We start from the raw sequence: 12,394 nt of genomic DNA on the forward strand, positions 1-12,394 counted from the left end.
AAATCCATGTCACGTCACGACGGCCGCGAAAACAACGAACTCCGCAAGGTTACGATCGAGCGCGGATGGAGCGACCAAGCTGAAGGCTCAGCTCTTATTTCGTTCGGTAAGACCAAGGTGTTGTGCACGGCGTCGTTTACCAATGGCGTTCCGCGGTGGATGGCGGGCAAGGGCAAAGGCTGGGTTACGGCCGAGTACTCGATGCTTCCCCGCAGCACGAACAGCCGCATGGACCGCGAAGCCGTTAAGGGCAAGGTCGGCGGCCGCACCCACGAGATTTCGCGTCTCATCGGTCGCAGCCTTCGCGCTGTTGTCGACATGAAGGCGCTCGGCGAAAACACGATCGTGATCGACTGTGACGTACTTCAGGCCGATGGAGGAACCCGCACCGCGGCCATCACGGGCGCTTACGTTGCTCTCGCTGATGCCATCGAGTGGGGTCGCGAAAAGAAGTTCATCGGTAAGAACTCGAAGGCCCTCTTTGATTCGCTCGCTGCGGTCAGCGTCGGAATCATTGACGGTGAGCCGATGCTTGACCTCGCCTACGTCGAAGACGTGCGCGCCGAAATCGATATGAACGTTGTTGTCACCGGTCGCGGGCTTTTTGTTGAAGTTCAGGGCACTGCCGAGGGCGCACCTTTCGACCGCCGTGAGCTCGATTCCCTCCTCGACCTTGCTCTCGGGGGAGCCGCCGACCTGACCCAGCTTCAGGTTGCCTCGCTCGCTGAAGGAACTCCCGGTTCCGCTACAGCAGCCAACTAGCCAATGCGCATCGTTCTCGCCACCCACAACGCTCACAAGGTTGCGGAGTTGCGTCGCATTCTCGGTCCGGCTCTCGACGGACTCGAGCTAGTCGCCTACGACGGTCCCGAGCCTGTCGAAGACGGCGACACGTTCCAAGCTAACGCTCTCATCAAGGCACGGGCCGCCGCCGCCCATACGGGCTTGCCCGCGCTGGCAGACGACTCCGGAATCTGTGTTGATGCGCTGGGCGGTGCCCCCGGCATCCACTCGGCTCGGTATGCGGGAACGCGCAACGACGCCGACAACCTCGAACTGTTGCTCACGAACATGACCGGGGTGGATGATCGCGCTGCCCAGTTCGCCTGTGCTGCCGCATTTGTGGTGCCGGGCGACAACGCGCACGAGTTCGTCGAATTGGCTCTCTGGCCGGGCACCGTTGCGCGCGAACGCAGCGGAACGGAAGGCTTCGGATACGACCCGATTTTCTGTCCTGATGGACAGCCGGGAACCTCTGCCGACCTCACCTCAGCACAAAAAGATGCGCTCAGTCACCGGGCACAAGCATTCTCGGCGATTATGCCTGTTGTGCGGGCGCAATTGCTCGGCGATAACCAGTAATACCGCCGCGGTCGAGCAAACCGGCACAACAACGTAGGGTTGAGGCGTGTCTGAACATGATGATCCCCACGCCGTTGACCTTGAGCTTCCTATCGCAGCCCGCATTGCTGCTGCGAGCGAGCGGCACGGCGAAGACACCGTAGTTGAGCGCGCCATCTCTCTTCTTGAGGGCAACAACGAGGGCAAGGAGTTCTTGCTCGTTGTCGGTGGCGAGCACGCGCAAGGCATCCTCGATGGTGCACCCGTGCTCTACTGGCCAGAGCTCTGGGGCACACGTGCGCTACTGCACGCCTGGAACGACAGTGCAGCGGATGCCGTACGCACCGCCCTCAGCAATCAGGCGTGGCGCGTACGCGAGATGGCAACGCGTGTTGTTGCTACTCGTCGCGTTGACGCCCACGATGAGCTTGTGACGCTCCTGCAGGACGAAACACCGCGCGTTCGTGCATCGGCGGCTCGCGCCCTCGGAACTGTCGGATCTCTCGACGACGTCGACGTGATTTCGGCCCTCGTCAAGGATGAAGACATTGACGTGCGTCGCGCAGCTCAGCAGGCTGTTGCCGCTATTCGCAAGCGCTCACCTCAGCAGTAGGGTCCCGAGCAGCTGACGCAGCTGCGGCAGCTGAACCAGTTGCCGCGGCGACGGCTCTACCTCGTTAGTCGTTGAGGTTTTGGTCGAAGTCTTTGGGGTGCAGAGCAAGCGCCTCTGCCTCGTCATCGTCGAGAATTGCAGCCTGGCCGGCCTCGCGTGCCTTCTTGGCTTTGTGCGAGGAACGGAAGTAGTGGAACGCGGTCGGTAGCACGGTGAGGGTCACAGCCGCGAGCAGAATGAGGTCGATGTACTCGACAATAAAATCGCTCAACCAGGGGATGTAACCGAGAAGGTAGCCACCGAAAGTGAGCCCGGAGCCCCAGGTGAGGGCGCCGATCGCGTTGTAGATGGAGTATTTGCGGTAATCCATGTGGCCAACGCCTGCGGCGACTGGCGCGAAGGTTCGCACGATAGGAACGAAGCGAGCAAGAATTACGGCGACGCCGCCGAAGCGTGCGAAGAATGCATTGGTGCGCTTGACGTTCTCGACGCTGAAAAGGCCGGTCTCTTTGCGTTCGAAGACCTTGGGGCCAAGTTTGTGCCCAATGAGATACCCGACTTCACCGCCAAGAAAAGCGGCAGCACTAATGGCCAGACAGACCCACCAAATGTCGAACTCGATGACGCCGGCGAACGTGAGAACGCCGGTGATGAGCAGCAGGGTGTCGCCGGGGAGAAAGAAGCCGACGAGAAGCCCCGTTTCGGCGAAAACAATAACGGCCACGCCTAGCAAGGCAAACGCCCCGAAACCGTTGATGAGGTTTTGGGGATCAAGCCAAGGGATGATGGCGGTGCCTACCAAAGTGTTCTCCATGATCGTCGGCTAGGTGCGCGTAGTCGGCGACAGTAGCTATGTACTTCACAGAGTAACGGGTTCAGCGGGGGCTTCGCTGTGGGGAATACCCCCGGAAATGTGCCGGTAGTTGTCGGCCTCATGGCGGAATGCACGCGCATCGTTCTGGGGCGGCCAGGTAATGCCCCGTTGTGTGTTGCTATGAAGTGCGGAAGGCGGGACTTGAACCCGCACGCTCGAAAGCACAGGAACCTAAATCCTGCGTGTATACCAATTTCACCACTCCCGCTGGCCGCTCAATCTTAGCGCGAGATCGCGCAACCGCGAATCACCCTTGACCTTGCTTCGTTTTTGCTGTGCACGGCCCCGCTGACCCCACAATCCTCGTGCTTTAAGGGGGTAGAGGGTGTAATTTATGAAGTGTCTTCCCTATGGAGACAACGTCCGCGACTGCGCCTTCCCAGGGCCACCAGAGCAACAGCTTGCGCAGCGCACGAAGCAAGGAGAGCGACATTACCGTTCACGAGCTCCAATCGAGCCTTTTCACTGTCGACGCGGCCATGGCCGATGCGATTCGTACCGCTGCTGAGCGCATTACTGCGCACCCCAATGAGAACCCGGATGACTTCGGTCGCCAGGCTCTCGCTGCGGCTTTCAGCCTGCCTGAAGAGGTCCGTGCCGCTGTTCTGAATTTTGCTGAAGTTGGCTCTGAAGCCGGCATCATGGTTGTGCGTGGCCTGTACGTCGATGAAGACCTCACAGACACCCCGCTCGACAACAAGAGTGGCCTCGGCGCTGGCACCATTTTTGCCAAAGAAATGGGAATGCTTGCCCACCTCCTCGGAAGCATGGTTGCTTACGAGGCTGAAGGCAACGGCCACCTCATTCAAGACATGGTTCCCAACCCGAAGCTTGCTGTAACCCAACAGTCGCAGGGCTCGAAGGTCGAGCTTGAAGCTCACACCGAGCAGTGCTTCTCTGACTTCAAGCCTGACTACGTCATCCTCGGTGCTCTTCGCGGCGACGAGAACGCGAAGACTTATGCTTTCTCGGGTCGCAAGCTTGTCGCGAACATGACTCCCGAAGAGGTTGCCAAGCTGCGCCAGCCGCTGTGGGCCACCACTATCGACGAGTCGTTCCAGCCTTACATTCCCCGCCCGGATGACGTGCGTGGCCCCTTCCCAATCCTCACCGGCCCGGAAGACGACCCGTACATTCTGGTTGACCAGGATCTCATGCACGGCATCACGGCAGAAGCTCAGCGACTGCTCGGCAAAGTCGTCGAGACCTACATCGAGCACCGCGACGCGCACGTGCTTCAGCCGGGCGACCTGCTGATGCTCGACAACCTTCGTGCCATGCACGGTCGTTCGATGTACGCGCCTCGCTTTGACGGCAAGGACCGCTTTATCGCTCGTGGTTTCGTCGTGCGCGACCGCCGCAAGCTCTGGCCTCAGTTGCTCGACGACCGCCGCACCCTCGCTGCGGTTCACAGCTAAGAGGCTCAGCGAAAGCTAGTTAGTGTGAAACGACGCGGGTCGTCTGCTCCGGCAGGCGGCCCGCGTTTGTGCGTCTCGGGGTGATGGTCGAGAAAAGACGTCGGATGTCGCACTTTCCAAGCACGCGACATCCGAAGTCAAGGATTATTCAGCCGAGAGGGCGAGTCGGGTAAGACACCCACCCGCTCGGCTGGAATTCTTAGCGGGAGTGGCGACCACGAAGTCGGGCGAAGAAGCCACGAGGGGCCGGGGCTGGTGCCGGAGCGCCAACTTCGTCGTTGCTTGCGCCGGGAAGCACTCTCAGGACACTCATGAGGCTGAGGGCGGCAAGGAGTGAGTTGGCGGCTATCTGCTCGGTTTCAGCGATTGCAGAGAGCTCTTTCACAGAGAGCGGGGCGTGGCTGAGGATTGACGTCATCCGCAGTTGGTCCGCGTCATGCGGAAGGCTTGTCATGTTCGGCCAACGGCGCAGGCGGTAGCGGGCACCGTCGGCGAGCCACGGGGCCGGAGTGTGTGCGTAGCCGATTGTTCCGATCATCCACAGAAGCGGGTTCAGGTCGAAACCGGCACCGGTAGGCATGATGACTTCTTCGCGAACATGGCTGCGCACAGTGATCTCGGCGGGGAACATGGGGAAGTCAACGATTTCTGCCTTCCACCAGTAGGCGCGCTCGGCAACGTCGATGACAAGCATGGGAAAGCTCGGCGAGGTGATCGCGAGCACGGTTGGCGCAACGTTGCCCGACGCAATCGTTATTGCTTCGGCGACTTTGGCCCACTCTGAGGCGATTGCAGTGAGATCGTCGTCGTTGCTGTCGCGGTAGGTCACGGTGGGGTCGCCGACGTCGACCGACTCAACCGCGGTCTCAGCCAACGGCGCTTCTAGCTGCCGCAGGGTGCTGGCCAGGGTGGGTTCGGGTGTTGATTCGCGTGAAGAGGGCGCGGATGCCGTGACCGGCTGGGACTCTTCGTCGCGTTCTGCTTCGGCAGGGTCGGCAAAGTCGACGTCGACCAACTGGTGCACTAGCGGCGCTCGTGCGCCGGAGATCTGGTCGGTCCAGGTGTGGTTGTCCCACCAGCGCAGCTGGGGGAGGCCAAGCGGGTCGGGGTACCAGCCGGCGGGAATGTTTGTTGTGTAAGTAGTCATCTTCACGCCTCCTGCGTGAATGTGCGTGCAATGCCGAGGGTGCACTGCGGTGGAACTTTTCGGGTAAAATTCCTCGATTCAGGGTGTGATCCGCGGGTGAAGCGAATGGATCATGCTCTGTTCGTATTTCCTGGTCCTTCTGCGGGTTGTGTAGGTGCTTCGGGTCTTGCTTGCTCTGGTCCTGCGGGTTTCAGCTTGTTGATCTAGGGCGCAACGAGCAGAGTGGTGAGCCTTCGCGCAGTGCGTCGCGCGGCGGTCAGTGATCTGCCGATCGTGTCTTTGTCGGTGAAGAGGGCTGCGAGTACCAGTGGGTGACCTTCGACTCGTACCTGAACGACGTGGCCGTGTTCGGCCGCGACGATAACAAACTCGTTGTCTCCGAGTTGCAATTCTCGAGCGACAGCATCGGCGAGCGCTTGCGTGGAACTAGCCATGCTCGCAAAGCGATTGCTGTCGAATTCGTCGCCGTCGACGTTCACGACGCTGAACCCGTCTTCGGTGAGAAGTGAGGCGTAGCGAAGTGATGGGGCAAGACTGCGAAGTCCTCCCAGCGCGAGCTCGCCCCGGGAGATGTATTTGGCGTCGAGATGGATTTCGAGGGTCATTTGCCCCTCCTCGCGATTGCAGGCGCAACGGCTTGCTTGAGCTCTACGTTGGCAACGAGAGTCATGAGCAGCACCGTCATATCGGAGGTTGAACGTGCATCCACGGTAAAGACAGGAATGAGAACGTCGGGCATCTCGTCGGCCAAGGCATTGGCGTACTCTTCGATGAGAGCTTGGGGTACGAGGTCGGCGCGAGTGAGGCCGATGACGATTCCGCCGCGCTCGTAGATCGAAAAGAACTCTTTGACGTAGTCGATGGCGGTCTCGACAGGATTCTCGGCATCCGCATTCACGAGCAGAATAACGCCCTCGGCACGTTCGGCAAGGATCGACCACATGAAGTCGAAGCGTTTCTGGCCGGGAACGCCGTAGAGACGAATTTTCTCCGCCTCGTTGACGCTGATCTCTCCATAGTCGAGAGCAACCGTCGTGGTGGCTTTTGCCGACGCGGCTTGGTCGCTGTTCGCGGCCTCGGTACTCACTACATCAATCTCGCTGAGGGCGCGGATGGCGGTCGTCTTGCCTGCACCCATCGGGCCGACGAATAGCATGACGTGCTCTGACATTTGATCCCTCCCCCCGAGAATTGGTTCTATAGTTCCTTCATACTGAAGCATGCAAGCCCCATTAGCGGGCTAGTAGCCCCCCATTGGGGTGGTGGGTAAAACACTCCGCCTGTTTGCTTGACAGAACGATCTGTCTGTCCCCTCAAAACGTGGGTGCTTTGGGTGCTCCGAGCAGTTAATCTAGACCAATTCTGTGCGTTGCGGCGAGACCGGTTGGCCCACTTCAGGCGCTGGATGACGGCGGTGAGTGGGTATTTGTGCCCCGACAATCGCGGTCAGTGCGAGGGCGAATCCGAGAAGCTGGAGCAGGCTAAATCGCTCGCCGAGGAGCAGTGCTCCCAGTGCGGCGGCGGTGAGGGGGGAGAGTAGTCCGAGCACGGCAATCGATGTGATTGGCACGATCCGAATTCCGCGGAACCACAGTGAGTACGCGACGATCCCGCCGACCACTCCGAGCCACAGGTAGCCAGCGATTGCTGGTGCATCGAGAGCCGCTGGGAATCCTTCCGCGAGCAGCGTGATCGGGAGCAAAAACAGCCCACCGGCGGTGAGGAGCCAGCCGGCGTAGCTGAGTGCCGAAACTGCCGGTGGCTTGCCCCAATGTTTGGAGAGGATCACGCCTAAGGCCATCGAAGCGGTGCCGCCGAGGCCTGCGAGGAGTCCGAGTGTGTCGAGTTGAGCGCTTGCTCGCAACACAACGAGGGCCACACCGAGAGCGCCGACAATTCCCCAGATGACGAGCCGCCAGGGCGCACTCTGGCGCAGGATGGCAACGACGAGCACCGCGACGATAAGTGGTTGAGCGGCACCCAGGGTCGCGGCGACTCCGCCGGGGAGGCGGTAGGCGGCGATGAAGAGGAGGGGAAAGAATGCGCCGATATTGAGGATACCGAGCACGAGTGACTTCCACCACCAGTTGCCCTGCGGTAGTTGCCGCGCGAGAGCGAGGGCGATGAGTCCAGCGGGGAGGGCGCGCACGAGCGAGGCAAATAGTGGATGGTCGTCGGGGAGTAGCTCAGTAGTGACGATGTAGGTCGTGCCCCACGCGATCGGCGCGATCGCTGTGATGAGCGTGTTACGTAAGTGCATCAGAATTCCTTAATGCTAAATAGTTCAACGTTAAATAATTTAGACGGTTATGCTGGAACCGTCAAACAGTTCAACCTTGAAAGATCGAGAAGAGCATGCCAGACAGTGTCGACCGGATCCTTGCGCAATGGGCAACCGTGCGCCCCAACCTCGACGTGAGCGCGATGGGCATACTCGGCAGGCTCTCGCGCCTCACTCGCCTACTCGAACGAGCGCAAAGTGATGTCTTCGACGCGCACGGACTGCACGCGGGGGAGTTCGACATCCTTGCCACCCTGTTGCGGACCGATGCAGGACCGCGGGGGCTCACCGCTGGCGCGCTCTCCGACAGCGCGATGGTCACTTCGGGAGCGATAACGAATCGACTCGACAGACTCGTGGCAAAAGGGCTTATCTCGCGCGAAATTGACCCCGAAAACCGGCGAACGGTTCGCGTTGCTCTGACCGCAGCAGGTGCCGAGGTTATTGAAGGTGCCCTAGTAGCCCACGTCGAGAACGAAGAACGACTCTTGAGTTCGATGGCGCCCAGCGATCGTAAACAGCTTGCGAACCTGCTCAGCGGATTGCTCTCCGCCCACGAAAGCAGCGACGGTCAGACCAACTAGCGATAGTCGAACACTCTGGGCCGCGAAGCTCAGACCGAGTAATGGGCGTACTGTTCGCGAATGACGGGCCGATAGTCGGATGCCGGTTGCGCGACAGTCTTGATGGTCCAGTCAGGCCGAGTGTCAGCAAGCACCCACGCGGCTTGGGCTGCTGCGCCCAACGCCACATACTCGCCCGGCTCGGGCACGACGACCGGCACCGCGAATACTTGAGAAGCGATCGTCGAGACCGCCGGATTCTGGGCAGCACCACCGATGAGGAAGATGCGCTCGGCGGTGACTCCCTGACGCACGAGAGCGTCGAGGCCGTCGGCGAGGCCACACAGTAGTCCCTCGATGGCGGCGCGCGCGAGTGACGGCCGGGTCGTGGAGGCCAGCGTCATGCCGAAGAGTGTTGCCGTGGCATCCGGCAGGTTGGGGGTTCGTTCGCCCTCAAAGTAGGGCTGAAGCACGAGGCCGTTGGCGCCAGGCTCGGCTTCGAGGGCGAGAGCGCCAAGTTCGACGTGATTCACGCCGAGGAGCGCGGCGGTGCTGTCGAGCACTCGAGCCGCGTTCAGGGTTGCAACGAGCGGCAGGAATTGTCCGCTGGCGTCTGCAAACCCGGCGACGGTGCCAGTAGCGTCGGGGACCTGAGCGGCGGACACAGCAAACACAGTGCCGCTCGTGCCGATCGACACCACTACATCGCCCGTGCGCGCGCCAAGCCCTAGGGCGGCCCCTGCGTTGTCGCCGGCGCCACAGGCAATCACGGTAGTGGAATCGGCAACGGTTCCCGCCTGCTCACCAGGGGCAACGATGCGGGGAAGCGTGATGGTTGACGCGTCGCGCCCGAGCGTAGCCCCCAATACCTCGAGATCGTACGTATCGGTTACGGAGTTGAAGTAGCCGGTGCCGCTCGCGTCCGAACGATCGGTGACTAACTGCGAGAGCTCGGGATTCTCTGGCCCGAAGCCTCGCAAACGCCAGGTCAGCCAATCGTGCGGCAGGCACACGGCGGCAACGAGATCGGCATTCTCTGGCTCGGCATCGCGCAACCAGCGCAATTTCGTTGACGTGAACGAGGCCACTGGTGTTGAACCGGTGCGCTCAGCGAGGTCGGGAAACTCTGTGCTGAGAGCATCAGCCGCGGTGGCGGAGCGAGTGTCGTTCCAGAGCAAAGCGGGGCGGATGACGCGGCCGGCAGCATCCAGAACGACCATGCCATGCTGCTGACCGCCGACCGAAATCGCGAAGACATCGTCTAAGCCGCCTGCCTCGGCGATGGCCTCATTCAGGGCAATCCACCAGGCATCCGGATCAACTTCAGTGCCCGCCGGATGGGGGGCGCGACCGCTGCGAACAAGCGCACCGGTCGCGGCATCCACAATCGCGATCTTGCAGGACTGGGTTGACGAATCGATCCCCGCGACGAGGGTCATCTAGCGGGCGCCCATGAGGTGCTCAGTAGCAAGCTGCTGCAAACGCACGAAGCCGAAGCCCTTGCCATTGAAGTAGGCCTCGTGGTCGAAGTCTTCGTACGATGCGCGGTCTGCCAGCAGGTCGTCATAGCTTTCATTCTCGCCGAGGGTGTTGTCGGCAAGCTCAAAGACGCGCGCGGCCTCGAGAGCTTCGTGCACGTCGGGGTCGGCGCGGAACGCTGCTGCGCGCTCTTTGAGGAGCAAGTAGGTGCGCATGTTCGCCGCTGCTGAATCCCAGACTCCGGTCTCGTCTTCGGTGCGGCTGGGCTTGTAGTCGAAGTGGCGCGGACCGGTGTAGCTCTGGCCACCGTTCGGCCCACCATTTTCGAGCAGGTCGACGAGCGAGAACGCGTTGTGGAGGTCGCCGTGGCCGAAGACGAGGTCTTGGTCGTACTTGATTCCCCGCTGGCCGTTGAGATCGATGTGGAACAGTTTGTCTTGGTAGAGGGCCTGGGCGATGCCAGAGGTGAAGTTGAGGCCGGCCATTTGCTCGTGACCGACTTCGGGGTTCACTCCGAACAGTTCGGGGCGCTCGAGGGTTTCGATGAACGCGATGGCGTGACCGACGGTGGGCAGCAAGATGTCGCCGCGGGGCTCGTTGGGCTTGGGCTCAATCGCGAAACGGATGTCGTAGCCCTTGTCTGTGACGTAGTCACCAAACAGGTTGAGAGCTTCGCGGTAGCGCTCGAGGGCGGAGCGAACGTCTTTCGCGGAGTCGTATTCTGCACCTTCGCGACCGCCCCACATGACGAAGGTCTTGGCGCCGAGTTCGACGCCGAGTTCGAGCTGGCGCATTGCTTTGCGCATGGCGAAGCGACGAACCCCGCGGTCGTTGGAGGTGAAGCCGCCGTCTTTGAATACGGGGGCGCTGAAGAGGTTGGTGGTGACCATCGGCACGATGAGGCCGGTATCGCTCAGTGCTTGCTTGAGGCGGTCGATCTGCTTCTGGCGTTCGGCGTCTGTTGAGCCGAAGGTGAAGAGGTCGTCGTCGTGGAAGGTGAGGCCGTAGGCGCCAAGCTCGGCGAGCTTCTCAACGGCGTGCACGACATCGAGTGGCGCGCGGGTGGGGCCGCCGAAGGGGTCGGCTCCGTTGTAGCCGATGGTCCAGAGTCCGAAGGAGAACTTGTCAGCTGGCGTGGGTTGTGTAGGCATTGAGGCTCTCCGATTGGCGGCAGTGGCAATAAGTTACTTGTAGCAACATACTAACCGTGGCCGCACCCGTCAACGTGCGATATTCGACGTTTTTCGTGAGGTTTTCCCTCGTTAGCAAACAGTTTCCCCCGAATTCCAGAAAGGTATTGCGTTCACACCGTAAATGCATATAAGTTCTCCATGTCAACAAAAGGGTGCTTCTCGAAGCCCCTCGCGATACAACGGAGTAACGCTAAGTCAGAGTCGAGCAATCGACTCCGGCTGAACCTCCCTTTCGTGAGGACTAACGCTGAGCCCCAGCCGGCCCCCTCATGGTGCCGCCGGCAAGACGTGTGGCACTCACATTCGAAAGGGACAACACGATGTCAATGAAGAAGATAATTGCGGTCGCAGCAGCGACCGTGATGGCCCTCGGGCTCGCAGCTTGCAGCTCAGACGGGTCAGGCAGCGCAGGAGGAGACTCCCTCGGCAGCATTGGAATCTCAATGCCGACGCGAAGCCTTGAGCGGTGGATCAACGATGGCGAAGGCCTCAAGGCTCAGCTCGAAGACGCCGGCTACTCGGCAGATCTCCAGTACGCCGACGACAAGGCTGACACTCAGATCAGCCAGATTCAGAACCAGATTGCTTCGGGTGTTGACGTGCTCGTCATCGCCGCAATTGATGGTGAATTGCTCGCACCGGTGCTTGCCGACGCTAAGGCGCAAGACATCATGGTCATCGCCTATGACCGCCTCATCAACGGCACCCCTGATGTCGACTACTACGCAACATTCGACAACTACAAGGTTGGACAGCTCCAGGGCGAGTTCATTGAAACGCAACTCGGCCTCGCCGATGGTGCGGGCCCGTTCAACCTTGAACCCTTCGCCGGTAGCCCCGACGATAACAACGCCAAGTTCTTCTTCTCCGGCGCCTGGGATGTGCTTCTTCCCTACGTCGAGAACGGACAGTTGGTAGTTCCTTCCGGCAAGTCGCCCGCAAGCAACGACGACTGGGCCAGCATCGGAATCCTGGGATGGAAGTCTGACTCCGCGCAGGCAGAACTCGACAACCGCATCGCTTCCTTCTACACCGGTGGCGAAAAGATTGACGTTGTTCTCTCTCCCAACGACAGCCTTGCGCAGGGTATCGCCGCATCGCTTCGCAGCGCTGGCTACACCGTGGGCGAGGACTGGCCTCTGCTGACTGGTCAAGACGGCGACAAAGCCAGCGTGGTCAACATCCTCGCCGGCGAACAGTCGATGACTGTCTGGAAGGACACTCGTGAGCTCGGCAAGGTTGTCTTCGGATTCATCGAGGCAATCCTCAACGACAGTGAGCCGGAGATCAACGACACCGAAACCTATGACAACGGTGAAAAGGTCGTTCCTTCGTTCCTTATCGCCCCAGAGGTAGTCGTCAAGGATGACGTGCAGTCGAAGCTCATCGACTCGGGCTTCCTCAAGGCATCAGACGTAGGGCTATAGCCCCAGCCTGAATCCAAGCAACACGATTCGATTTTCAGGGGACGGCGCGGTCGCCGTC

At 60.6% G+C, this 12,394-nt stretch carries 13 protein-coding genes and 1 tRNA gene; 6 read left to right on the plus strand and 8 right to left on the minus strand.

Annotation, left to right across the window (positions count from 1 at the left end):
• Positions 1–6 precede the first annotated feature (6 nt).
• From rph to AACZ26_RS11035, 3 genes are read left to right on the plus strand one after another with little or no spacing between them, the layout of a single operon-like run.
• Complete coding sequence (gene rph, locus AACZ26_RS11025) at positions 7–762, plus strand: ribonuclease PH (RefSeq protein ID WP_339621542.1); 756 nt, start codon at positions 7–9, stop codon at positions 760–762.
• Between the two features lie 3 nt (positions 763–765).
• Positions 766–1,362 carry an RdgB/HAM1 family non-canonical purine NTP pyrophosphatase gene (gene rdgB, locus AACZ26_RS11030; RefSeq protein ID WP_339621544.1) on the plus strand — a complete coding sequence of 199 codons (597 nt, stop codon included), beginning with the start codon at positions 766–768 and terminating at the stop codon, positions 1,360–1,362.
• Between the two features lie 46 nt (positions 1,363–1,408).
• Positions 1,409–1,954: a HEAT repeat domain-containing protein gene (locus tag AACZ26_RS11035; RefSeq protein ID WP_339621546.1), complete on the plus strand. Its 546-nt coding sequence runs from the start codon at positions 1,409–1,411 to the stop codon at positions 1,952–1,954.
• 64 nt (positions 1,955–2,018) lie between these two features.
• On the opposite strand, the gene AACZ26_RS11040 is transcribed toward AACZ26_RS11035, so the two are convergent.
• Positions 2,019–2,768 (minus strand): VTT domain-containing protein, encoded by a 750-nt coding sequence (locus AACZ26_RS11040; protein WP_339621548.1) that lies wholly within the window; start codon positions 2,766–2,768, stop codon positions 2,019–2,021.
• 186 nt (positions 2,769–2,954) lie between these two features.
• Positions 2,955–3,036: transfer RNA gene (locus AACZ26_RS11045), tRNA-Leu, on the minus strand.
• 142 nt (positions 3,037–3,178) lie between these two features.
• Between AACZ26_RS11045 and AACZ26_RS11050 the strand changes: the two genes are divergently transcribed.
• A complete protein-coding gene (locus tag AACZ26_RS11050; protein ID WP_339621549.1) occupies positions 3,179–4,246 on the plus strand; it encodes a TauD/TfdA family dioxygenase in 1,068 nt (355 codons plus the stop codon).
• Between the two features lie 199 nt (positions 4,247–4,445).
• On the opposite strand, the gene AACZ26_RS11055 is transcribed toward AACZ26_RS11050, so the two are convergent.
• The 4 genes from AACZ26_RS11055 to AACZ26_RS11070 form a co-directional block, all read right to left on the minus strand.
• Positions 4,446–5,393 carry a DUF2510 domain-containing protein gene (locus tag AACZ26_RS11055; RefSeq protein WP_339621550.1) on the minus strand — a complete coding sequence of 316 codons (948 nt, stop codon included), beginning with the start codon at positions 5,391–5,393 and terminating at the stop codon, positions 4,446–4,448.
• 203 nt (positions 5,394–5,596) lie between these two features.
• On the minus strand, positions 5,597–5,998 hold the full coding sequence (locus AACZ26_RS11060) for a roadblock/LC7 domain-containing protein (RefSeq protein WP_339621552.1): 402 nt from the start codon (positions 5,996–5,998) through the stop codon (positions 5,597–5,599).
• Entirely contained in the window at positions 5,995–6,564 is a 570-nt protein-coding gene (locus AACZ26_RS11065) for an ATP/GTP-binding protein (protein ID WP_339621553.1), read from the minus strand. Before AACZ26_RS11065 ends, AACZ26_RS11060 begins: the two co-directional genes overlap by 4 nt.
• A 180-nt stretch (positions 6,565–6,744) precedes the next feature.
• A complete protein-coding gene (locus AACZ26_RS11070) occupies positions 6,745–7,653 on the minus strand; it encodes an EamA family transporter (protein WP_339621556.1) in 909 nt (302 codons plus the stop codon).
• A gap of 95 nt (positions 7,654–7,748) precedes the next feature.
• Between AACZ26_RS11070 and AACZ26_RS11075 the strand changes: the two genes are divergently transcribed.
• Positions 7,749–8,258: a MarR family transcriptional regulator gene (locus AACZ26_RS11075; protein ID WP_339621558.1), complete on the plus strand. Its 510-nt coding sequence runs from the start codon at positions 7,749–7,751 to the stop codon at positions 8,256–8,258.
• 29 nt (positions 8,259–8,287) lie between these two features.
• On the opposite strand, the gene xylB is transcribed toward AACZ26_RS11075, so the two are convergent.
• Entirely contained in the window at positions 8,288–9,676 is a 1,389-nt protein-coding gene (xylB, locus tag AACZ26_RS11080) for a xylulokinase (RefSeq protein WP_339621560.1), read from the minus strand.
• Positions 9,677–10,867: a xylose isomerase gene (xylA, locus tag AACZ26_RS11085; protein WP_339621562.1), complete on the minus strand. Its 1,191-nt coding sequence runs from the start codon at positions 10,865–10,867 to the stop codon at positions 9,677–9,679.
• Between the two features lie 362 nt (positions 10,868–11,229).
• Here xylA and chvE point away from each other — a divergent pair, with 362 nt between their 5' ends.
• Positions 11,230–12,336, plus strand: coding sequence for a multiple monosaccharide ABC transporter substrate-binding protein (chvE, locus tag AACZ26_RS11090; protein WP_339621564.1), 1,107 nt, complete (start codon positions 11,230–11,232; stop codon positions 12,334–12,336).
• The last annotated feature ends 58 nt before the right edge of the window (positions 12,337–12,394 follow it).

Source organism: uncultured Salinibacterium sp. (assembly GCF_963974405.1).
GTDB lineage: Bacteria > Actinomycetota > Actinomycetes > Actinomycetales > Microbacteriaceae > Rhodoglobus.

Bases quoted from the DNA above. Each gene is read 5' to 3' on its own strand.
- AACZ26_RS11065 (WP_339621553.1), bottom strand. From the start codon at position 6,564: ATGTCAGAGCACGTCATGCTATTCGTCGGCCCGATGGGTGCAGGCAAG.
- AACZ26_RS11060 (WP_339621552.1), bottom strand. From the start codon at position 5,998: ATGACCCTCGAAATCCATCTCGACGCCAAATACATCTCCCGGGGCGAG.
- rph (WP_339621542.1), top strand. From the start codon at position 7: ATGTCACGTCACGACGGCCGCGAAAACAACGAACTCCGCAAGGTTACG.
- rdgB (WP_339621544.1), top strand. From the start codon at position 766: ATGCGCATCGTTCTCGCCACCCACAACGCTCACAAGGTTGCGGAGTTG.
- xylB (WP_339621560.1), bottom strand. From the start codon at position 9,676: ATGACCCTCGTCGCGGGGATCGATTCGTCAACCCAGTCCTGCAAGATC.
- AACZ26_RS11050 (WP_339621549.1), top strand. From the start codon at position 3,179: ATGGAGACAACGTCCGCGACTGCGCCTTCCCAGGGCCACCAGAGCAAC.
- chvE (WP_339621564.1), top strand. From the start codon at position 11,230: ATGTCAATGAAGAAGATAATTGCGGTCGCAGCAGCGACCGTGATGGCC.
- xylA (WP_339621562.1), bottom strand. From the start codon at position 10,867: ATGCCTACACAACCCACGCCAGCTGACAAGTTCTCCTTCGGACTCTGG.
- AACZ26_RS11070 (WP_339621556.1), bottom strand. From the start codon at position 7,653: ATGCACTTACGTAACACGCTCATCACAGCGATCGCGCCGATCGCGTGG.
- AACZ26_RS11055 (WP_339621550.1), bottom strand. From the start codon at position 5,393: ATGACTACTTACACAACAAACATTCCCGCCGGCTGGTACCCCGACCCG.
- AACZ26_RS11040 (WP_339621548.1), bottom strand. From the start codon at position 2,768: ATGGAGAACACTTTGGTAGGCACCGCCATCATCCCTTGGCTTGATCCC.
- AACZ26_RS11075 (WP_339621558.1), top strand. From the start codon at position 7,749: ATGCCAGACAGTGTCGACCGGATCCTTGCGCAATGGGCAACCGTGCGC.